General features: G+C 66.6%; 16 protein-coding genes. 9 read left to right on the top strand and 7 right to left on the bottom strand.

What is annotated here, in order from left to right; genetic code table 11:
* Nucleotides 1–35 precede the first annotated feature (35 nt).
* Both FHW58_RS13845 and FHW58_RS13840 read left to right on the top strand, forming a co-directional pair.
* Nucleotides 36–635, top strand: coding sequence for a TetR/AcrR family transcriptional regulator (locus FHW58_RS13845; RefSeq protein ID WP_179673722.1), 600 nt, complete (start codon nucleotides 36–38; stop codon nucleotides 633–635).
* Nucleotides 636–645: 10 nt separating this feature from the next.
* The gene (locus FHW58_RS13840; protein WP_179673721.1) at nucleotides 646–915 is read left to right on the top strand and encodes a DUF2164 domain-containing protein; all 270 of its coding nucleotides are present in this window, start codon (nucleotides 646–648) and stop codon (nucleotides 913–915) included.
* A gap of 140 nt (nucleotides 916–1,055) precedes the next feature.
* Here FHW58_RS13840 and FHW58_RS13835 read toward each other — a convergent pair whose 3' ends face one another.
* Nucleotides 1,056–2,591, bottom strand: coding sequence for a S10 family peptidase (locus FHW58_RS13835; protein ID WP_179673720.1), 1,536 nt, complete (start codon nucleotides 2,589–2,591; stop codon nucleotides 1,056–1,058).
* A gap of 57 nt (nucleotides 2,592–2,648) precedes the next feature.
* The gene (locus FHW58_RS13830; RefSeq protein ID WP_179673719.1) at nucleotides 2,649–3,698 is read right to left on the bottom strand and encodes a hypothetical protein; all 1,050 of its coding nucleotides are present in this window, start codon (nucleotides 3,696–3,698) and stop codon (nucleotides 2,649–2,651) included.
* 152 nt (nucleotides 3,699–3,850) lie between these two features.
* Between FHW58_RS13830 and FHW58_RS13825 the strand changes: the two genes are divergently transcribed.
* Together FHW58_RS13825 and FHW58_RS13820 are read left to right on the top strand one after the other, a co-directional pair.
* Nucleotides 3,851–4,306: a hypothetical protein gene (locus FHW58_RS13825; protein ID WP_179673718.1), complete on the top strand. Its 456-nt coding sequence runs from the start codon at nucleotides 3,851–3,853 to the stop codon at nucleotides 4,304–4,306.
* Nucleotides 4,307–4,387: 81 nt separating this feature from the next.
* Nucleotides 4,388–4,723: an apolipophorin gene (locus FHW58_RS13820; RefSeq protein ID WP_179673717.1), complete on the top strand. Its 336-nt coding sequence runs from the start codon at nucleotides 4,388–4,390 to the stop codon at nucleotides 4,721–4,723.
* Between the two features lie 33 nt (nucleotides 4,724–4,756).
* Here FHW58_RS13820 and FHW58_RS13815 read toward each other — a convergent pair whose 3' ends face one another.
* The 4 genes from FHW58_RS13815 to FHW58_RS13800 all read right to left on the bottom strand — a co-directional run bounded on the left by FHW58_RS13815 (nucleotide 4,757) and on the right by FHW58_RS13800 (nucleotide 11,269).
* The gene (locus FHW58_RS13815) at nucleotides 4,757–6,817 is read right to left on the bottom strand and encodes a diguanylate cyclase (protein ID WP_373996676.1); all 2,061 of its coding nucleotides are present in this window, start codon (nucleotides 6,815–6,817) and stop codon (nucleotides 4,757–4,759) included.
* A 169-nt stretch (nucleotides 6,818–6,986) separates the two neighbouring features.
* Nucleotides 6,987–8,777 (bottom strand): ABC transporter ATP-binding protein, encoded by a 1,791-nt coding sequence (locus tag FHW58_RS13810; protein WP_179673716.1) that lies wholly within the window; start codon nucleotides 8,775–8,777, stop codon nucleotides 6,987–6,989.
* Entirely contained in the window at nucleotides 8,767–10,521 is a 1,755-nt protein-coding gene (locus FHW58_RS13805; protein ID WP_179673715.1) for an ABC transporter ATP-binding protein, read from the bottom strand. Before FHW58_RS13805 ends, FHW58_RS13810 begins: the two co-directional genes overlap by 11 nt.
* Before the next feature lie 142 nt (nucleotides 10,522–10,663).
* Nucleotides 10,664–11,269 (bottom strand): phasin family protein, encoded by a 606-nt coding sequence (locus FHW58_RS13800; RefSeq protein WP_179673714.1) that lies wholly within the window; start codon nucleotides 11,267–11,269, stop codon nucleotides 10,664–10,666.
* A 158-nt stretch (nucleotides 11,270–11,427) separates the two neighbouring features.
* On the opposite strand from FHW58_RS13800, the gene FHW58_RS13795 reads away from it, so the two are divergent.
* The 5 genes from FHW58_RS13795 (at nucleotide 11,428) to FHW58_RS13775 (ending at nucleotide 17,131) form a co-directional block, all read left to right on the top strand.
* Complete coding sequence (locus tag FHW58_RS13795; RefSeq protein WP_179673713.1) at nucleotides 11,428–12,702, top strand: amidohydrolase family protein; 1,275 nt, start codon at nucleotides 11,428–11,430, stop codon at nucleotides 12,700–12,702.
* Nucleotides 12,703–12,780: 78 nt separating this feature from the next.
* Nucleotides 12,781–13,302, top strand: coding sequence for a GNAT family N-acetyltransferase (locus tag FHW58_RS13790; RefSeq protein WP_179673712.1), 522 nt, complete (start codon nucleotides 12,781–12,783; stop codon nucleotides 13,300–13,302).
* Entirely contained in the window at nucleotides 13,299–13,811 is a 513-nt protein-coding gene (locus FHW58_RS13785) for a GNAT family N-acetyltransferase (RefSeq protein WP_179673711.1), read from the top strand. Before FHW58_RS13790 ends, FHW58_RS13785 begins: the two co-directional genes overlap by 4 nt.
* 140 nt (nucleotides 13,812–13,951) lie before the next feature.
* Nucleotides 13,952–15,565 carry a methyl-accepting chemotaxis protein gene (locus FHW58_RS13780; protein WP_179673710.1) on the top strand — a complete coding sequence of 538 codons (1,614 nt, stop codon included), beginning with the start codon at nucleotides 13,952–13,954 and terminating at the stop codon, nucleotides 15,563–15,565.
* Nucleotides 15,566–15,679: 114 nt separating this feature from the next.
* The gene (locus FHW58_RS13775; RefSeq protein WP_179673709.1) at nucleotides 15,680–17,131 is read left to right on the top strand and encodes a bifunctional diguanylate cyclase/phosphodiesterase; all 1,452 of its coding nucleotides are present in this window, start codon (nucleotides 15,680–15,682) and stop codon (nucleotides 17,129–17,131) included.
* Here FHW58_RS13775 and FHW58_RS13770 read toward each other — a convergent pair.
* Complete coding sequence (locus tag FHW58_RS13770; RefSeq protein ID WP_179673708.1) at nucleotides 17,121–20,384, bottom strand: alpha/beta hydrolase-fold protein; 3,264 nt, start codon at nucleotides 20,382–20,384, stop codon at nucleotides 17,121–17,123. The genes FHW58_RS13775 and FHW58_RS13770 overlap by 11 nt on opposite strands.
* Nucleotides 20,385–20,640: the final 256 nt, after the last annotated feature.

Here is a 20,640-nt window from a genome sequence, read left to right as displayed (position 1 = left end):
ACCATGGGTGGCTCATTACAGGAGGAAGCAAGATCATGGGTCGTCACCGCGAGTTTGATGTGGACCAGGCGCTGGAAGCCGCGCTGCGGGTGTTCTGGCGCAAGGGCTACGAGGGTACCTCGTACACCGATCTGACCGAGGCGACTGGCGTGGCGCGTCCGGCGCTGTATTCGGCGTTCGGCAACAAGGAGGATTTGTTCCGCCAGGTGCTGACCCGCTATTACGCGGAGTACCTGGCGTTTTTCCCGGCCGCGATGGCGCAGCCGAGCGCGCGCAAGGTGGTCGAGAAAATTTTGGCGGACGCGGCGGAACTGCACACCCGTTACCAGGACCGTCGCGGTTGCCTGGGCATCCATGGCGCGCTGGCCGGCTCGGACGAGGTGACGGCCATCCAGGCCGCGCTGATCGACGCGCGCAACGCCGGCGAGCAGACGCTGCGCCAGCGGCTGGAACTGGCGCGACGGCAGGGCGATCTGCCGGCCGATGCGGATCCCGCGATCCTGGCGGGTTTCGTGCTGATGGTGCTGCATGGGATGGCGGTGCAGGCCAAGGCTGGCGTCGAACGCGCCACGCTGGATGCAATCGCGGCGCAGGCGCTGGCGGGGTGGCCGTCCCCGGTGGATAACGATCTTTGAGGAGGCCTTCGTGGCGATTGAGTTAAAAAAGGAAGTGCGCGAGGAATTGGTTCGCTCCATCCAGCGTTACTTTGACGTGAACATGGACGAAAAAATCGGCAATATCGCCGCCGGCGGCTTGCTGGGATTTGTACTGGAGGAGATCGGCCCGGTCATCTACAACCAGGCGGTGGCCGACGTGCAGCAGCATCTTCAGGTCCGGGTGGCGGACCTTGAATTTGAAGTGCATGAGGAAGCGTCGCAGTACTGGCGCAAGATCGACCAGCCGCGCCGGCGCTAGGGCTTTACGCGGCCAGTTGGGGACGAAGTCGCGCTGCCGGATTGAGCGTTGTCGCAACCCGAAAAGGTCGGGGTCGGACCCCATGCGGGGTCCGACCCCAGTGCGCCGCAGTGTGGGTTTTGCGATTCCCGCACGCTACCTCACTTGGTGAACAAGGTTTGCGCGTCGCGCTTGAAGGATTGCGCAGAGCCGTCGCGGCTGTAGAACATGTGGCCGCCGGGGTAGACCGACAGTTTGGCCGGGGCGGCCATGGCGGCCGGCATCTGGTCGAGGATCAGCGCGGAAGTGAAGTACGGGCACGACAGGTCGTTGTAGCCGTGCGCGATCAGCACGCCCATTTTCGGGTCGTTGGCCATGGCCTGGCGCAGGTCGCTCACCGGCTTGTCCTGGCTGGCGCCGCGGTCCCAGGCGCTGTTCACTTCATACGACAGCGCCTTGTATTGCGCGTCCGATTTCCAGCCCACTTCGCGCGTGATGAAGTCGACCATGGCGCTGGTGGTCGGGGCGATCAGCGCGTTCAGGATCGGGTCGCCCGACTTGCGCTCGGCCGACGACGGGAATGGGTCGTAGGCGGTGACGTTGGCGTCGTACACCGAGCCGATCTTGCGGTCGTTGCGGTGCAGTTCGCGCAGGAAGGTGTTGATGTCGAGCCGGCCGTCGAGGCGGGCGACCAGGCCGGCGTCGATGCCGGTCAGTTCGCTGACCTTGCCGACCAGCCGGGTGACGGCGTTCGGGTCCGAGCGGCCGGCCAGCAGGTCGGTGGCGAACTGGCCGCGGGTGTAGGCTTCGATGCCGCGCATGGCGTCCGGCGTCAGGCGCTTCTCGGCTTCGAGGTGGGAGGCGGCCATCGACGGCAGGTTGATCATCCACGGCAGCGGCGACAGCGCGGTGTCGTCGCCGATGGCGGCCGGGTCGAGGTAGGGCGAGACCATGAACAGGCCCTTGATGCCGACGCCGACCTGGGTCTGCAGCTCGCGCGCCAGGCGCGGCGCGCGGTAGCCGCCGTACGATTCGCCCATCAGGAATTTGGGCGAGCGCAGGCGGCCGTTCTTGACCAGCCAGTCATACACCACGCGCGACAGGTATTTGATGTCGGCCTCGGTGGCGTAGAAATCGGTCTTGGCCTTGGCCGGTTCTTCCAGCGCGCGGCTGTAGCCGGTGCCGATCGGGTCGATGAAGACCAGGTCGGTCATGTCCAGCCAGGTGTGCGGGTTGTCCTGCAGCTCGGACGAGTCGGACGGCGTGTCGCCGGCGGCGCCGAACTGCACGCGGCGCGGGCCGATGGCGCCCAGGTTCAGGTAGACCGACGAGGCGCCGGGGCCGCCATTGAAGGCGAACGTCACCGGCCGCTGGGCGCCGCTGTTGGGCACGGTGTAGGCGGTGTACACCACTTCGCCGATCACCTTGCCCTTGGCATCGCGCACCTTGATCGAACCGACCGTGGCGTCGTAGTTGAACGGCTTGCCGTTCAGGCGGATGGTCTGGTGGATGGTTTTGTCTTCCGACAGCGGCGGCAGGTCGAGGTCGGGCTTGTTGCCCTTGGCGTCGGCCGCGGCGGCAGCGCCCGGCGCATCAGCGGCATGCGCAGTAACGGCGGGCAGGGCGGCCAGCAGCAGGCTGGCGAGGGCGGTGGTGCGAAGCAGCTGGGAGACGGCTGAGTGGGGTGAGCGGCGCATGGCATCCTTAGAGAAAAATAGAACCAGCGCAACAGTAGCACAGCCTCCCGGCAAATGTCATGCCAGCCGCCAGGCGCCGTCCTGGTAGACGCGCTGGTCATCCAGGTACACGCCCTCGGTGACGGCGAAGACGTCGATGTGGTAGCGGGCGTCCTTGCGTTTCAGCTGCGGCTTGGTATAGACGCCGTGCTTGGCGCCCAGCGACAGGTGGATGCCGCACATGCGCTCATAAGTGCCGATGTCGTCCACCATGCGCTCGCGCGAGAAGGCGCGGTTCATGCCGAAGCCCAGTTCGCGCAGCCATACCTCGCCCTCGTGTTCGCGGATGATGGCCAGCATGTTGTCGAATTCCGGCGTGCTGTTTTCAGTGCCCACCACGCGGCCCTGGTCGACGATGATGGTGAGCGGCGTGGCCGGGCGGTTGACCAGGAATTTGGTGTCGCCAAACACGTGGATGCGCGCGCGGCCGCTGACCGCTTCCAGGTCCTGCGCCTCGGTGAACACTTCGCCCAGCGGGAACTGGCCGCCGATGTTGGTCATGCCGCTGTAGTCGCCGATGTTCAGCTTGGCCGCTTCGAACGGCGAGGCGAACACCAGCCGCTCGCCGTTGCCGGTATCGACCATGCCGTGTTGCGCGCGGTCGATGCGCTGCTTCAGCGCGTGGCCGACGCCGCGATAGTAGGCGGGGTCATAGGCCAGCGAGTCGATGTAGTGCAGCCCCTGCGCGCCGGGCATGCGCGACAGGTGCACGTGCTCGATCACCTTCAGGCCGCGCTTGAACAGTTCGATGCGGATGCGGTAGGCGTCCATGCGGAAGCTGGTCGATTGCACCAGCACCACCAGGTCGCCGGCGTGCAACTGGTCGAACAGGGCCAGCACGGCGTCCGGCGTGGTGGCGTCGAAGTCGATGAAGCGGGCGTCCGGCGCGGCGCGGCGGTAGGCCTCGGTCAGCGCGCGATTGAGGTCGGTGCGGGTGTCGTAGACGATCAGCGCGGCGTGCGGCGGGCGGTGTTCGATGGCGATGGTCAGCGTGTCGCGCAGGTGGCCGGCGGCGGTGTCGACGGCGGCTTCCGGAATGGCGCCGAAACGGGAGGCGGAGGTGGTCATGGTGAGGCGGTTATCAGGTTCAGCCCGCATTATAAGGGAGTTGCCGGGCGCGCCACGGCGGTGCGCTTTCTCCTTGTATTGGCGAAAAGAGCGATATAGAATGAAAAAAATAGCCTAGCAGCAACTCCGTGGCGATAAAGACAGGAAGCAAGATGACCAGAGTGATGGGACAGGATTTGCCGTTGGAGCGGCCGGACGCCACCGGCCGTGCTGCGTTGTTCGTGCCGACGGCGGCGATCAAGGGCGACGTGCTGGAGACGGTGCGGATGGGCGCGGCCATTGTCGGTTTCGGCAACCATGACCGCACCTTGACGATTTACTACGAAAGCAACCGCTTCAACGAGCCCAATCTGGTCAAGTGGGAGCACAAGGCGCGCAAGGCCTTCGAGCGGCTGGCGGAGAATCTGCCGACGGTGTCGAAGATGGTCAGCAAGCCGGAAAACTTCGAGCAGGTGGGCTATATCAGCAACAAGGGCATCCTGATCCGCCGCATGGAAAAGCTGCAGCACTGGCTGGCCCAGTCGGACATGGCCGATACCGGCCCGGAGTCGGAAACCATCGCCTTCACGCCGCCACCGCCGCCCAAGAAGATCGTCGAAAGCCTGTAAGCGGGCCGTATCTGCCGTGCGCTGCGTCGGCGCCGGTCGTTGTATGCTCTTGGCAAGAAGTCATTCTTTCAGGAGATAAATATGATGATGCGTTATGTAGCGGTGACGTTGACGGCGCTGGCGCTGCTGGGCGGCTGCCAGAAGAAGGACGATCCGAGCGAGGCCGGTCCGGCCGAACGTGCCGGCCGCAAGATCGATCAGGCCACCGAGCAGGCCGGCGCCAAGCTGGACAGTGCAACCCAGCAGGCCAGCCAGCAGCTGTCCGAGGCCGCCAAGGACACCAGCCAGAAACTCGACCAGGCCGCCGACAAGGCCAGCGACAGTCTGAACCAGGCCACCAAGGAGGCCGGCCGCAAGCTGGAACGCGCCGGCGAGAAGATGCAGAGCGCGGCCGAGGAGCGCGAGGCCAAGAAGTAATGATAATGCCGCCGCAGGGCGCGCGCCGGCGGCTCAGTGCTTGTGCGCGGCCTGCTTGATCGACACCACGTTGGTGTGTTCGGTGGGCGTCGGCGGATGGCTGCCGGGTTCGCCGCCCAGCACCACCGTCAGGTCGACGAAGCCGGCGCGCCAGGCGCGTTCCAGGTCCTGTTCGATGGCTTCCATCGACGTCAGGTGGAAGTTCTCGAAGCCGCGCACGCCGTAGGCGCGGTTGCGGCCGTGGGCCTTGGCCAGGTACAGCGCCATGTCGACCAGGTTGACCGCGCGCTCCCATGCCAGCGCCTCGCCACCGCCCGGCACCAGCGGATACGGCGAAAAGCCCACCGACACATTCACCGTGATCTCATGCTCGCCGTACTTCAGCGCCTGCGACGAGATGGTGGTGAGGATACGGCGCGCCACCTCGTCCACGCCGTGGCGCGGGATCGCCGGCAGGAAGGCGAGGAACTCCTCGCCGCCCCAGCGCACGATCATGTCGGTTTCGCGCAGCGCGATGCGCAGGTGCTCGGCGATCATCTTCAACACCGCGTCGCCGGCCGCGTGGCCGTAGTTGTCGTTGATATGCTTGAAGTGGTCGACGTCCAGCAGGAACAGCGCGCCGACGGTGTCGCCTGCCTGGTCGTGCGTGGTCAGGCTGCGCATGTAGTCCTGGAAGTGGCGGCGGTTGTACAGCGAGGTCAAGGGATCGAGCGTCGATTGCGCCTTCAGCTCCAGGTTCTTGACCTCCAGCTGGGCATTGGTGTGGCGCACCTTGCGGTATAACAGGCCGACCACCGCCGCCGCCAGCGCGAACACCAGGGCCAGCAGCCACCACACGCGCTGCTGCAGGCGGCGGTTGTCGATCTCGGCGCCCTTGACCTGGTTCTCGCGGCTCAGCAGCTCGATCTGGCGCTGCTTTTTCTCGGCCTCGTATTTTTCCTGCAGCTCCAGCATGGCCTGCTGGCGGCGCTTCTCAAACAGCTCGTTGGAGATGTTCCGTTCGCGGTGGTAGGCGGCGATGGAGCCGGCCAGGTCGCCGGCGCGTTCCAGCGCCTCGCCGTATTCGCGCAGCGCCGCCTGCAGATCGGGCTTGTTGTTCTCCTGCTCCAGCCGCGCCAGGCCCAGCTCGAACTGCTTCTTGCCCTCGGCCAGGCGGCCGGTGCCGAGATAGGTTTGGCCCAGGTTGATGCGGGCGGTGGCCTCGGTGCTCTTGTCGCCGGTCTTCTGCGCCGACAGCAGCGACTCCTGCGCGTATTGCGCGGCGCGCGCGTAGTCGCGGTCCTTGAGCGCGTTGTCGGACAGGTTGACCAGCGTGACGCCGACCATGCGTTCCGCGCCCAGCTTGCGCTCCAGCGCCAGGCTTTCCTGCAGCACCCGCAAGGCGCGCTTGGGCTGGCCCGCGTCCATGGCCAGGCCGTACTCGGTGTTCTTGGCCATGGCCATGCGGCCGGGCGAGTTGAGTTGCTCGGTTTCGGCCAGCAGCTCGGTCAGCGTTTCGCCGGCGTTGTCGTATTCCTTCATCTGCACGTGCAGCTTGGTCAGCGCGTTGAGCGCGGCCACCAGGCTGATGCGGTCGCCGGCCGGCGGGCGCGCCTGGTCCACCGCATGCTGCAGTTTCAGCAGCGCGGCCGGGAAGTTGCCCTGCTCGGCGTAGGACTGGCCGGCGGTGATGGTGGCCTGCACCTTGAGCGCGCTGTCGCTGGTGGTCATGGCCAGCGCCTCGGCCTCGAACGCCAGGCGGTGGGCGGCCTCAACGTCGGCCTGGGCAAACAGCACATAGGTCTTGGCCAGCATGCCCTTGGCGATGAGGGCGTTGTCGTGCAGCGATTTGCCGAGCGCGATGACCTGTTCGGCGGCCTCCATGCCCATGTCGTTCTGGCCCAGGCGCATGCGCACGGCGCTCATCTGCGTGAGGAATTCGGCGCGGGTGGCCGGCGGCGCGCCGGCCAGTTCGGGCTGCAGTTTCTGCAGCTGCGTCAGCGCCTTGTCGGGGACGAAGCGGCTTTGTTCGCGGATGTCGAGGATGCGTTCATCCAGCGTGGCCGGGTCTTGCGCCCACGCCGGCGCCAGCGCCAGCGCCATGGCTGCCGCCACGGCCACCCGCCCGCTGTGCCGCCATCCACGTTTTCTTGATCCAGCCAACTTGACGCCCCCGCAAACCTCGCAATGTCTAGACAATTATATGCGTGTTGCAAGCGAGAAAGCCCGGCGGGGCACGATTTTTCCCGCAAATCGCACAGTTTTCGATGGCTTTTAAACTACATTAAGCAGCTAGTTGCTGCAAAAGGTATAGACGTTGATACAAGCCGCCGTCGATCTGCATCAGTTGCTCGTGCGGCCCGGTTTCCGTGATGCGGCCATGATTGAGCACGATGATGCGGTTGGCGTCGCGGATGGTGGACAGGCGGTGGGCGATGGCGATCACCGTCACCTTGCCGCGCAACTCGTCCAGCGCCACCTGCACGATCTGCTCCGTTTGCGAGTCGATGTGCGAGGTGGCCTCGTCCAGCAGCAGGATGCGCGGCGCGCCGGCCAGCGCGCGGGCGATGGCGATCAGCTGCTTCTGGCCGACCGACAGGCGCGAGCCGCCTTCGCCCAGCGGCGTGTCGTAGCCCTGGTCCAGCGCGGCGATGAAGTCGTGCGCGTGGGCGGCGCGCGCGGCGGCCTCGATCTGCGCCGGCGTCAGGCCGCGGCCCATGTCGATATTGTCGCGCGCGGAGGCGGCCAGCAGGAAGGGGTCTTGCGGCACCAGGCCCACTTCGGCGCGGAAGCGTTCGTTGTCGATGTCGTCCAGCGGCACGCCGTGCACCAGGATGCTGCCGTGCGGCGCCGGGTAGAAGCGCAGCAGCAGCGACAGCAGCGTCGACTTGCCGCTGCCGGTATGGCCGACGATGCCGACGAAATCGCCCTGCGGGATCTCCAGCGACAGGTCGTGCAGCACCGGCTGGCCGGGGTTGTAGGCGAAGTCCAGGTGGCGGATGGCGATGGCGGGGGCGTTGCTGTCGTTGGCGGCGGCGCGCACGGCGCGGGCGCCGGTATGCTCCCTGGCCGCGCCTTCGTCCAGCAGCGTCGCCACGCGCGCGCTGGCCACCACCGATTGCTGCAACTGGCTGAACTGCATGGTGATCTGGATCAGCGGCTCGATCACGCGCGCCAGGTAGCTGATGAAGGCGTACAGGATGCCGACCTCGGTGGCGGTCATTTCGCGGTGGCCGAAGACGAAGATCACCGCCGCCAGCAGGATGATGTTGAACAGGTCCAGCGCGGGGCGCAGCAGCCAGGCGTTGGCGCGCAGCTCGGCCAGGCGCGCGGTGTAGTGTTCCTGGTTGGTGTTGGCGAAGCGCTGGCCGAAGCGCTGTTCGGCGTTGCTGGCCTGGAGCACGCTCATGCCGCCGATGGATTCGGCCATCTGGCCGTTGATCTCGCTGCGCAGCGCGCGGGCGCGCGTCACGGCCGGCGCGCTCCAGCGCTGGTATAGCCAGACGATCAGCAGCACCGCCGGCAGCAGCGCCAGCACGATCAGCATCAGGCGCCAGTCGAGGAAGGCCATGGCACACACGGTGCCGACCAGCACGATGGTGGAGTCGAGCATCACGAACAGCACCTGGATGTACAGGCTCTTGACCGCTTCAGTATCGTTGGTGACGCGCGACACCAGCTGGCCGGTGATGGCGCGGTCGAAGAAGGACATCGGCAGCAGCAGCACGTGGGTGTAGACCATCTCGCGCAGGCGCATCACCGAGCGCATGGCGAGGCCGGACAGGCGCACCAGTTGCAGGTAGCGCAGGCCGCTGGCGATCCAGCCGGTTAGCACCACGCCGGCCAGCAGCGCGGCCATGCGCGGCCAGTCCAGGTGGTGCGGCAGCAGGTGTTCGTCGATCAGCGCCTTGCCCATGATGGGCCCCAGCACTTCAAGCAGCGCGGCGGCGATCAGCCACAGGATGGCCCAGCCCAGGTGGTGCTGGTCGGGCAGGGCGGCGCGGCGCAGCAGCGACAGCGCCTGGCGCATCTGGCCGCGCGTGGAGGCGGTGTCGGACTTTGTTTCAGGCTTCATCAAGGCTGGCTTCCAATTGTTGATAGCGCCACTGGCTGGCATACCAGCCGTCCAGTGCCAGCAGCTGCTCGTGGCTGCCGGTTTCGCTGATGCGGCCATCGCGCAGCACCACGATGACGTCGGCGCTGACCACGGAGCTGAGGCGGTGGCTGGCGATGACGGCGCTGCGGCCCTGGCGGGCGGCGCGCAGTTCTTCGAGGTGTTGCAGGATGCGCGTTTCGGTGCCGGTGTCGACGGCGGACAGCGCATCGTCGAGCAGCAGCAGGTCGTTGTCGGCCAACAGCGCGCGGGCGATGGCGACGCGCTGGCGCTGGCCGCCGGACAGCGTGATGCCCTTTTCGCCGACCTGGGTGTCGTAGCCGTCGGCGAACAGCAGGATGTCGTCGTGGATGGCGGCCAGGTTGGCGGCGTGTTCGATCTGCGCGCGCGTGGCGTCCGGCCGCGCCAGCGCGATGTTGTCGGCGATCGAGGCGGAGAACAGGAAGGATTCCTGCGGCACCCAGCTGATGGCAGCGCGCAGCGCTTGCAGCTTGTAGTCATCGAGCGCGCGGCCGCTCCATTGCACGCGGCCGTGTTGCGGCGTGACCTGGCGCAGCAGCACCCGCAGCAGCGTCGACTTGCCGCTGCCGGTGGGGCCGACCAGGCCGAGCGTCTGGCCGGGCTTCAGTTCCAGCGTGATGTCGCTGATGGCCGGCGTGCTCTGCTCGGCGTAGGCGTAGCTGATGCCTTGCAGCGACAGCGGCCCGGCCGGGACGGCGGTCAGTGTGCCGTGGTCGTCGATGGCCAGCGGCGCGTCCAGCATCGGCTGCAGGCGCTGCCAGGCGGCGCGTCCGCGCTCGATCAGCGACAGCACCCAGCCGGCGGCGAACATCGGCCAGATCAGCTGCCCGAGGTACATGGTGAAGCTGGTCAGCGCGCCGATGGTCAGCTGGTTGTGCCAGATCAGGTAGCCGCCGAGGCCCAGCGTCAGGCCGGTGGCGGCGGTCAGCGTCAGGCCGACGGCCGGCTCGTAAGCCGCTTCCCACACTTGCGCGCGCAGGCTGGCGTCGGAGGCTTGCGCGGCCAGTTCGGAGAATTGCCGCGCGCTGCGTTGTTCCAGGCCGAGGGCGCGCAGCGTGCGCACGCCGGACAGGGTTTCCTGCACGTGGCCGTTGAGGGCGCTGAAGCGTTTCAGCGAATCGGTGGAGGCGGTGTGGATATGGCCGGAGATGTACCAGAAGGCCCAGCCCATCAGCGGGAATGGCAGCAGCGCGACGCAGGCCAGGCGCCAGTCGACGCCGAGCAGCATCACGCCCAGCACCATGACCAGCGTCAGGGCACCGTCGAAGCCGGCCAGCATGGCCTCGCCGGCGGCCATTTCGATGGCGTCGATGTCGTTGGTGGCCAGCGCCATCAGGTCGCCGGTGCGCTGGCGCTGGTAGAAGCCCGGGCCTTGCAGCGTCATGCGCGTGTACAGGCGGGTGCGCAGCGAGACGCCGAGCTGGTAGGCGGCGCCGTACAGGATCTGGCGCCAGGCCACGCGCAGGAAGTAGATGCCGAGGCCGATCAGCAGCAGCGTGCCGATTTCCATCAGCAGGGCGGTGCCGGCCAGCGTGTGGCTGGCCAGGCCGTCGATCATGGCGCCGACCTTGCGCGGCACCCAGACGCTGAGCGTGGCGACGCCGGCCAGCATGGCGCCGGACAGGAGATAGGCGCGGCTGTGCTGGCGGACGAAGCCGCCGATCAGCCGGGAGAGTTTAGACATGCATGTTGCCTTGTAGTGCGGGGTAGGGCGCTAGGATACAGCATGCACAAAAAAGGTGTGGGTGCGGATGGCACCGCCGGACCCCGCACACCGGCACGCCCGGGGTCTGACCCCGCATGGGGTCAGACCCCTTCGGTCGGGGTTACTTTTTCGGTTTGGCGGTTTTAGCGGGCTTGGGTTCGCCGCCGAGGGCAATCGGCTTGGGGAAGCTGCTGGGCTTGACGTCGGCTTTGACTTCGATGAAGTCTTCCTGCGCGGGAATCGGGGCGGCCAGCGGCTTGGCTTTCGGGACTTTCGGCACCACGGCCGCCACCGGCTCGTTCACCGCCTCGACGGCGGCGCTGACGGCGGCCGCCAGCGCTGGCGGCGTGGCCTTGACTGGCGTCGGTTCCACCTTGGTCACGGCCAGGTCGGTCACCTGCTTCAGCGTGCTTTGCGCGCTTTTGATCAGCTCGCTCTGGGCGGTGCTGGCGATGTTGGCCAATTCGCGGCCATAGGCCAGCAGGCTGTCGAAGCTGCCCGGCTGCTGCGCGCTCAGCGTAAAAAATTCCTTCGGGTCTTTAACCGCCAGCCATTGCTTGGCGGCGGCCGACGATTTTTCCACCGAGGCCTTGGTGGTGTTGATGTTCAGCGCGATGACTTTTTCGGCGCTGTCCACCGCCGTGCTGGCGATGGTGTTGATGAGGTGGAATTGCGCTTCAAGTTGCGATTTCGTGGCTGCGGAAAACTGTTCGGTGATCGAAGACATGGTTTCTCCTGAATTATGATGCAACGCAATAAGTCCATTCTAGCGACGATTTTTGGTGATGGAAAGTTATTTTTTCTACCATGTGGTGCAATGCAATAATTGCTGTATTTTGTTGAATATGTCTACAATGGTTTTACGTCAAATCAATGGGAGTGCAGATGGATGTCGTGATACGCAACGCCAATCTGGCGGACGGCCAGCAGGGTATGGACGTGGCCATCGAGCGGGGCCGCATCGTCGCGGTCGGGCCGCGGCTGGCGGTGCAAGCCGGGCGGGAGATCGACGCCGACGGCGATCTGCTCAGCGCGCCGTTCGTGGACGCGCACTTCCACATGGACGCCACGCTGAGCTACGGTTTGCCGCGCGTGAACGCCTCCGGCACGCTGCTGGAGGGCATCGCGCTGTGGGGTGAACTGAAGCCGGACCTGACGCAGCAGGCGCTGATCGAGCGCGCGCTGCAGTACTGCGACTGGGCGGTGGCGCGCGGCCTGCTGGCGATCCGCTCGCACGTCGACGTCTGCGATGACCGCCTGCTGGCGGTGGAGGCGCTGCTGGAGGTCAAGCGCCAAGTGGCGCCTTACCTGGACTTGCAACTGGTGGCGTTTCCGCAGGATGGCGTGCTGCGCGCGCCCAACGCGCTGATCAACCTGAAGCGCGCGATCGGCATGGGCGTGGACGTGGTTGGCGGCATTCCGCATTTCGAGCGCACCATGGCCGACGGCGCCGAGTCGGTGCGCATCCTGTGCGAGTACGCGGCCGACCAGGGGCTGATGGTGGACCTGCATTGCGACGAGTCGGACGATCCGCTGTCGCGCCATATCGAGACGCTGGCCTACCAGAGCAACCGGCTTGGCCTGCACGGCCGCGTCACCGGCTCGCACCTGACGTCGATGCATTCGATGGACAACTACTACGTCAGCAAGCTGCTGCCGCTGATGCGCGAGGCCGGCGTCAACGCCATTGCCAATCCGCTCATCAACATCACGCTGCAGGGCCGCCACGACACCTACCCGAAGCGGCGCGGCATGACGCGGGTGCCGGAACTGCTGGCGGCCGGCGTGCCGGTGGCGTTCGGCCACGACTGCGTGATGGACCCGTGGTACGGCCTGGGCTCGGGCGACATGCTGGAGGTGGCGCACATGGGCCTGCACGTGGCGCAGATGACCGGCCAGGAGGCGATGCGCGATTGCTTCCGCGCCGTGACCAGCACGCCGGCGGCCATCCTCGGCCTGCAAGGCTATGGCGTGGCGCCCGGTTGCCACGCCGACCTGGTGCTGCTGGACGCGGCCGATCCGGTGGAGGCGATCCGCTTGCGCGCCGCGCGCCGCATGGTGATGCGCCGGGGAAAAATTATCGCCGAGTCGCCGCGCGCGCAGGCGCGGCTGACCTTGCCGGGGCGGCCGGAGCAGGTCGATTTCCGCCTGCACCGCTAGTTCGGCAGCCGCTGTCGGCTGGACTTGCAGGCGGAAATACATGACAATTGAACACTGTTTAATCCGCCTGGAGCTGCCTTGAAAGAAATCGCCATCCGACCCGCCACGGACGCCGACTTCGGCGCCATGTGGGACATATTTCAGGAACTGATCGCCAGCGGCGACACCTATTATTTTGCCGCCGACACCAGCCGCGACGATTGCCACGCGTACTGGTTCGGCCCCGGCGTTAGCAGCTACGTGGCCATCCTCAACGGCGAGCGGCTGGTGGGCATGTACCGGCTGGTCGCCAACCAGCGCGACCGCGGCGCCCACGTGGCCAACGCCTCGTTCATGGTCAGCCCGGCGGCGCAGGGCGTCGGCGTCGGCAAGCTGCTGGGGCAGGATTGCCTGGAGCGCGCGCGCGCCGAGGGCTACCTGGCGATGCAGTTCAACTACGTGGTCAGCTCCAACATGCCGGCCGTGCTGCTGTGGAAGAAGCTCGGTTTTTCCATCGTCGGCACGCTGCCGCGCGCCTACCGCCACCAGTATCTCGGCTATGTCGACGTGTATGTGATGTACCAGCTGCTGGAAGATCCGTCGCACTGGCCGGACGCATGAAGATCCTCGACACCGAACGCCTGCGCCTGCGCACCATCCATGCCGACGACGCGGCGTTTTACTATGCGCTGGTGAATGACCCGAGCTGGATCGAGCACATCGGCGACAAGGGCATCCGCAGCGTCGACGGCGCGCGCGCCGCCATCATCGAGGGGCCGTGCGCGATGCAGGAGCGCTTGGGCCATTCGCTGTACGTGATGGAGCGCAAGCAGGACGGCGAGCCGCTGGGCTTGTGCGGCCTGATCAAGCGCGACAGCCTGCCGGAAGTGGACATTGGCTATGCCATCCGCCCGGCCTATTTCGGCCAGGGCTACACCTACGAGGCGGCGTCGGCGGTGGTGGCCTATGCGCGCGACGTGCTGGGCCTGAAGCGGCTGATGGGCATCACCAATCCGGCCAACACGGTGTCGATCAAGCTGCTGGCCAAGCTGGGGCTGACGTTTATTGAACACAAAATGCTGCCGCCGGATAACCGTCCTACCAATATTTACCAGCGCGAACTTCGCTAGCGCGCGGATTCGATAGATTTTTTCTGGCGTCTATAGCATCATAAAATCACGGCAATCATCGTTGCCTGTTCCCCAAAAAACGGAACCAATTAAGCAAAGCAGCAAGCTTGTCTGAATTGAATTCTTGAAGAGGGGTGGGTATGAAATTGGCCGATATGAAAATTGGCGTGCGGCTGGCGTTGTTGGGCGGCTTCTTTTTGCTGGCGCTGGCCATCGTGGCGCTGGCCGGCTGGCGCGCGCTGGATCATAGCAATGTGCGCAGCGCCGACGCGCTGGCCCGCGCGACCGCGCTGAGCCAGGCCATCGACGCCGCGCGCAGCGCCCAGGTCGAGTTCAAGATCCAGGTGCAGGAGTGGAAGAACATCCTGATCCGCGGCAATGATCCCGCCCAGCTCGACAAATACAGCAAGGCCTTCGTCAAGGGCGGCGAGAGCACCCGCGCCGAGTTGAAGAAGCTCGACGGCATGCTCAACACGCTGGGCCTGCGCACGCCGCTGGTCGACGAGGCGATCCGCACCCAGACCGAACTGGTGACGCGCTACATGGAGGCGCTCAAGCAATACGATCCGGCCAACGCCGGCAGCGCGCAGGTGGTCGATGCGCGGGTCAAGGGCATGGACCGCGAGCCGACCAAGAAAATCGACGACATCGTCGCCTTCATCGGCAAGGAGTCGGCGCGCCTGACGGCCGCCATGGAGGAGGACAACCGCGCGGCCTATGCGCAGACGCTGGCCACCATGGGCGTGACGCTGCTGATTACCGTCGTGGTCGGCTGCGTGACGGTCATGTCGCTGATCCGCAGCATCACCCGGCCGCTGGACGCGGCGGTGAGCGTGGCGCAGACGGTGGCCGGCGGCGACCTGCGCAGCGAGGTGCGCGTCAATCGGAAGGACGAGATCGGCGACCTGCTGGGCGCGCTGAAGGCGATGCAGCACAACCTGAGCAGCATCGTCGGCCAGGTGCGCACCGGCACTGACACCATCCACCACGCGGCCACCGAGATCGCCGCCGGCAACCTGGATTTGTCGGGCCGCACTGAGGAGCAGGCCAGCTCGCTGGAGCAGACCGCCGCCGCCATGGTGCAGCTGACCACCACCGTGCAGCAGAACAACGCCAACGCCTCCGAGGCCTGCAAGCTGGCCGACACCGCCTCGGTGGTGGCCGCGCGCGGCGGCGACGCGGTGGCGCAGATGGTGCGCACCATGGGCGAGATCAACGACAGCTCGCGCCAGATCGCCGACATCATCGGCGTCATCGACGGCATCGCCTTCCAGACCAACATCCTGGCGCTGAACGCGGCGGTGGAGGCGGCGCGCGCCGGCGAGCAGGGGCGCGGTTTTGCGGTGGTGGCGTCGGAGGTGCGCAACCTGGCGCAGCGCTCGGCGGCGGCGGCGCGCGAGATCAAGGCGCTGATCGGCACCTCGGTCGGCCGCGTGGAGGAGGGCAGCCGGCTGGTGGGCCAGGCCGGCGAGACGATGCACGAGGTGGTCGCCAGCGTGCAGCGGGTGACGGCCATCATCGGCGATATCTCGGTGGCCAGCGGCGAGCAGCGCGACGGCATCGAGCAGATCAGCATCGCCATCAGCCAGATGGACAGCGTGACGCAACAGAACGCGGCGCTGGTGGAGGAAGCGGCGGCGGCGGCCGAGTCGCTGGAGCGGCAGGCGGCCAGCCTGTCGGCGGCGGTCAGCATCTTTAAGTTGCAGGGGCAGCCGGCGACGGCGCGCGGCGGGGCGCTGCGGCTGGCGCACTGAAATCCGCCACAGGCCGTTTGATGTGCCTCAACCGGACGCGTGAACGGACGATTGCGCGCGGCACTATCCTCTATCATTTCCTCTTCCGCAGTGCACCCGAGGAAGAGGGACAGCATGAACAGCTTATGGCCGGTAGCGGCCGGCGTGGCGCCATGTTTGCTGGCGCTGGCGCTCGGTCAATGGCAGACGCGCGGCCTGCGCGCGCGCTGCGCGCAGTTGCAGGCCGCGCTGGCGGCGCAGCGCGACACCGAGATGCGGCTGGACTTCATCGCCCATCACGACAGCCTGACCGGCTTGCCGAACCGGCTGCAGTTGCAGCTGCAGCTGGAGCACGGCGTGGCCTACGCGCGCCGCCACGGCAGCCTGCTGGCGGTGCTGTTTGTCGATATCGACCGCTTCAAGAGCATCAACGACACGCTGGGCCACGACGCCGGCGACCAGGTGCTGGTGCAGTTTGCCCAGCGCCTGCGCCAGTGCGTGCGCGAGGTCGACACGGTGGCGCGCCAGGGCGGCGACGAGTTCATCGTGCTGCTGACGGAGCTGCGCAACGGCGCCGCCGCGCAGCAGGTGGCGGCCAAGATCATGCAGGCGGTGGCCGCGCCGTTCACGGTGAACGGCGATCTGCTGGACGTGGCGGCCAGCATCGGCGTGGCGGTGTATCCCGATGACGACGAGGATATCGAGGCGCTGATCGAGAAAGCCGATCTGGCGATGTACGCGGCCAAGCAGCGCGGCAAGGGCGCCAGCCTGCGCTTCCTGCCCAGCATGCAGGCCAAGGCGTATTCGCGGCTGATCCTGGAGACGGCGCTGCGCCACGCGCTGGAGCACAACGAGTTCCTGCTGACGTATCAGCCGAAGATGGCGCTGCGCGAGCGGCGCATCAACGGCGTCAAGGCGCTGCTGCGCTGGAAGCACCCGGAGCTGGGACTGGTGATGCCGCTGGATTTCCTGCCGGTGCTGGAGCAGAGCGCGCTGATCCTGCCGGTGGGCGCGTGGGTGATGGCGACGGCGGCGGCGCAGGCGCGGCGCTGGCTGGAGCGCGGGCTGGCGCTGACGGTGGCGGTGCAGCTGTCGCCGCGCCAGTTCTTCCACAAGGATATCGTGCAGAGTCTCGCGGCGGTGCTGGAGAAGGCGCAGCTGCCGGGGCGCTGCATCGAGGTGGAGCTGTCGGAGGCGATGCTGATCGACCGCAACCAGCACGCCGAGGAGATCCTGCAGCAGTTCCGGCAACTGGGCGTGCGGGTGGCGATCAGCGATTTCGGCACCGGCTATGCGTCGCTGAATTATCTGCGGCGCTTTCCGGTGGACGTGGTGAAGATCGACAAGTCGTTCATCGACGACCTGGCGCGCGGCGGCACGATGGTGCGCTCGATTATCGACATGGCGCACTCGCTGAACATGCGGGTGATCGCGGCGGGCGTGGAGACGGACGAGCAGTTGGCGCAGCTGTCGGCGATGGGCTGCGACGAGGCGTTTGGTTTCTGCCTGAGCGCGCCGGTGCCGCCGGCGGAGGTGGAGCTGCTGCTGGCGGCGCGCCAGCAGCAGGCGGTGTCGCTTACTTCCTGAAGAACCAGGTCAGTGGCGTGTCGACGCGCTGGGCCCACGATTTTTCGTTGTGGGAGCCGCCTTCGGCACGGAGGTAGAGCAGGTCTTTGCCTTCCACGTAGCCCTTGGCCAGCATGGCGTCGCGGTAGGCGATGGTATCGTCGATGCCGTCGCCTTCGGTGCCGGCGTCGAGGTAGAACTTGACCGGCTGGCGCGCCGGCAGATTCTTGCGCAACATCTGATCGTTCCACCAGAAGGAGCTGGAAACGCCGCCGGCCATCGAGAACACTTGCGGGTATTTCTGCGCGATGTAGACCGAAGCGATGCCGCCCAGCGAGGAGCCCATGATGGCGGTGTGCCCGCGCTCCTTTTGCGTGCGCAGGTTGGCGTCGGCCCAGGGCTTGACGGTGTCGACGATGAAGGCGGCGTAGGCGTCGATCTTGCCGCCGCCGTGCTGCTTGTCGCAGCACGGCGTGTATTCGGCGATGCGGTCGGGCGTGTTATCGATGCCGACCACGATGATCGGTTCGATGGCGCCGCTGGCAATCAGCCGGTCGACGGTGGCGCCGATCTCCCATGCGGTGCCGTAGGCGGCGGTCCTGGGATCGAACAGGTTCTGGCCGTCATGCATGTAGAGCACCGGGTAGCGCTGGCGCGGATTGGCCTCGTAGCCGGGTGGCAGGTAGATGCGCAGCTTGCGGCTGTTGCCCAGTTGCGGCGAGGCGAAGTTGTCGACGATGCGCAGGGTGCCGGCGGCGGTGTCGCCCTTCGCCACCGGCATCACGCGCACGCCATGGATGTCGAAGCGGTTGGACGGGCCTTGGACGCCACCCGCATCGCTGTAGGTGGCGTTGTTCTGCATGTAGCTCATGTTGTAGAAGTCCTCCAGCCGCAGCGTGTAGCTGCCCGGCTTGAGCGCGGCGCGCAGGGGCGTGGAGTACTTGGCCCCCTCGCTGGCCGGGGAGTGCGGCAACTGGACCACGCCGCTGGCGACGGTGGCGCCGTTGTTGTCTGTCAGCGCAGCCCATTTGACGCCGCCGCTGATGCCCAGGTTGATCTGGTGCGCCGTGTTGCGGTATTTGATTTGCACCGCATAGTTGCCGGCTGCCCGCACGGTGAACTGCTGCGAGAAGGTGTCGGCCGGAGCGCCCCAAGCGGGGCGGGAGACGGCGATTTCCTGGCCTGGGTTCAGGCAGGCCGGCATGCTGTGGTGGCTGCGGTTGCCGGAGCGGGTGGACATGGCTTCCACCGCGTAGCACGCGTCGGCGTTCGCATGGCGGTCGGACCACGTGCCGGCGCTGACGCGCGGCGCGACCAGCTGACCATCGCGGTAGATGTTGTAGACGATGTCGCCGCTCGCCAATGTGCCGGCACCGCCGGCGCCGCCGCTGCCGTCCGCGCCACTGCTCGCGCCATCGTGCCGTGGGCCGCTGGCGATGTGCAGCGTCGGAAAGCCGTAGGTGCCGCGTTCCAGCCGGGTGATGCGCGGTTCGGCCGGCGCGTAGACGGCGGCGTCCCGCACCAGCGGCTTGGCGGTCACGCTGTGCTTGGCCTGCTGGCCGGGCAGCAGCTTGCCGAGGCGGACCTCGATGACATTATCGTCGCCCAGCGCAGCCCATGCCAGCGTCGCGCTGGCAGGCTTGCCGTTCAAGGTGATGCCCTCGACCGCGTAGTAGCCATCCCCCGCCACGGCGGCGGGCAGTTGCACGCGCACCTGCAAGGGCTTGCCGCGCACGTTCAGGTTGTTCAGCATGATTGCCTCGCTGCCGGCAAAGGTTTCGCGGCGCAGGCGCGCCGTGATGAACGGCCGCACGGCGATGCCGTCGTTGGTGGTCTGCACGCCGAACACGCTGCCGACCACCATGCCCAGATAGCCGCCGACCGACCACAGCTGGCGGCGCGAATTGACCACCGGGCCTCTCAGCTTGCCGTCGTCCAGCATCGGCTGGCCGGACAGCCATTCCAGATTCTCCATGTTGGACAGATTGGTGGCGGCGCCGCGCATCAGCGTGGCATAGGCCGCGTCAGCCACGGCGACATTGCCGCCGATGGCGGCGGCCTTCAGGCCAAACGCGGTGACGAACGGCCAGATGGCGCGGTTGTGGTAGACGGCGGTATCGGCCTGCTGCGGCCAGATCACCGGCGCGCCCAGCGGCCCGTGCGGGTAATGCGCGAGGATGCTTTTCGCCTGGCGCGCGTCGGCGATGCCGGTGATGATGGCCAGCGACTGGCCGAGCCAGTCGTACTTGTACATGGCGGCGCCGTCGAAGTGGCCGGCGGTCAGGCTGCTGTACATGCCGCTGTCGGCCTGCCAGAAGCGCTGGTTGATGGCGGTCTTCAGCGCGGCGGCCCAGCCGCTGTAGCGGGCGGCGGTGGCGGCGTCGCCCTGTTCGGCCGCCAGCTGCGCGGCCAGCGTCAGCGCCTTGTAGTGGGCGGCGTTGGTGGACAGCGCCTTGGACGTGGCCATGTACGACAGTTCGTTCGGCATCCACGCGGCGTAGCTTTGTTCGCGCCAGTCGAGGAAAGACTCCTCGCCCTGATACAGACCATCGGCCGCGTCCCAGATGGCGATGCGGTCGTTCTCCAGCGTGTTGCGCAGCGCGTGCAGCGCCTGCCTGGCGAAGGCCTGGCGTTCGACCGGCGGCAGCGCTTTCAACGCCTCGTCGGCGCCGAAGGCCCAGCTCACGCGGTCGGTGCTGACCGGCCAGCTGCCGCCGCTGCCGGTGTCCTGCACGATCTGATAGCCGTCGCCGATGGCGTGCGGGCCGGCCTTGACGCCGTCGCGGTAGCCTGCCAGCTTGAAGGCCAGCGAGTTGCGGGTGCGTAGCGGATCGAGCATGCCGAGGCCCAGCGAGGCGGCGTAGGACAGGTCGCGGGTCCACACGTAATGCCACAACTCGCCGGTCTCGAAGCACTCGCACGGGATGGCGTTGCCGCCGTTGTAGCTGCCGTCGCGGATCTCGCTGACCGAGTCCTGCTTCATTTCGGCGCCGGCCAGCGCGAACAGCGCGTCGAAGGCGAGGTTGCCGCTGCGGACCGTCGGCAGCGCGGCGCTCTCGCTGTAGCTGATTTCCTGCTTGCCGCCCTCGCGTACCGTCATCGTGGTCGACTGCGTGTAGCTGCGCAGCGCGGCGCCGGCATCGGGCGAGGCGTAGCGCACGCTTTCCTGCTTGCCGTCCCAGGTGGGGTAGGTGGCGGTGGCCGCTCCGGGCGCCGCGTGGGCGAACAGCGGCAGCAGGGCGGCGGCGCAGAGCGCGGTGTGGACTGGTTTCATTCTTCTGGCATCTCCTTTATGTTGACCGGCTAGTAGTTGTACTACATGGCCAGTCTTTTATCGCAGCTTTGCTTAATTCATTGATTTTTCAAGAGAATACTCTGAAAGTGCGAAGGTATCAAACGCAGCGGCCGAGCAAAATTTAGTCGGAATACAGCTGCATCGTCAGTTTTCGACAAATTTGATTTCAATTGGGAAAGTCTCCCCCTGGCGCGTCACATGGCATGACGAAACGCTACAAAAATGATAGCTTTGG

Source organism: Duganella sp. 1224 (assembly GCF_013408245.1).
Lineage (GTDB): Bacteria > Pseudomonadota > Gammaproteobacteria > Burkholderiales > Burkholderiaceae_D > Rugamonas.
Note: the sequence above shows the minus strand (reverse complement) of the source record. Positions and strands in the feature narration are given on the sequence as shown.

Coding starts and splice junctions, on each gene's coding strand:
- FHW58_RS13845 (WP_179673722.1), top strand. CDS start 36: ATGGGTCGTCACCGCGAGTTTGATGTGGACCAGGCGCTGGAAGCCGCG.
- FHW58_RS13835 (WP_179673720.1), bottom strand. CDS start 2,591: ATGCGCCGCTCACCCCACTCAGCCGTCTCCCAGCTGCTTCGCACCACC.
- FHW58_RS13830 (WP_179673719.1), bottom strand. CDS start 3,698: ATGACCACCTCCGCCTCCCGTTTCGGCGCCATTCCGGAAGCCGCCGTC.
- FHW58_RS13825 (WP_179673718.1), top strand. CDS start 3,851: ATGACCAGAGTGATGGGACAGGATTTGCCGTTGGAGCGGCCGGACGCC.
- FHW58_RS13820 (WP_179673717.1), top strand. CDS start 4,388: ATGATGATGCGTTATGTAGCGGTGACGTTGACGGCGCTGGCGCTGCTG.
- FHW58_RS13810 (WP_179673716.1), bottom strand. CDS start 8,777: ATGAAGCCTGAAACAAAGTCCGACACCGCCTCCACGCGCGGCCAGATG.
- FHW58_RS13805 (WP_179673715.1), bottom strand. CDS start 10,521: ATGTCTAAACTCTCCCGGCTGATCGGCGGCTTCGTCCGCCAGCACAGC.
- FHW58_RS13800 (WP_179673714.1), bottom strand. CDS start 11,269: ATGTCTTCGATCACCGAACAGTTTTCCGCAGCCACGAAATCGCAACTT.
- FHW58_RS13795 (WP_179673713.1), top strand. CDS start 11,428: ATGGATGTCGTGATACGCAACGCCAATCTGGCGGACGGCCAGCAGGGT.
- FHW58_RS13785 (WP_179673711.1), top strand. CDS start 13,299: ATGAAGATCCTCGACACCGAACGCCTGCGCCTGCGCACCATCCATGCC.
- FHW58_RS13780 (WP_179673710.1), top strand. CDS start 13,952: ATGAAATTGGCCGATATGAAAATTGGCGTGCGGCTGGCGTTGTTGGGC.
- FHW58_RS13775 (WP_179673709.1), top strand. CDS start 15,680: ATGAACAGCTTATGGCCGGTAGCGGCCGGCGTGGCGCCATGTTTGCTG.
- FHW58_RS13770 (WP_179673708.1), bottom strand. CDS start 20,384: ATGAAACCAGTCCACACCGCGCTCTGCGCCGCCGCCCTGCTGCCGCTG.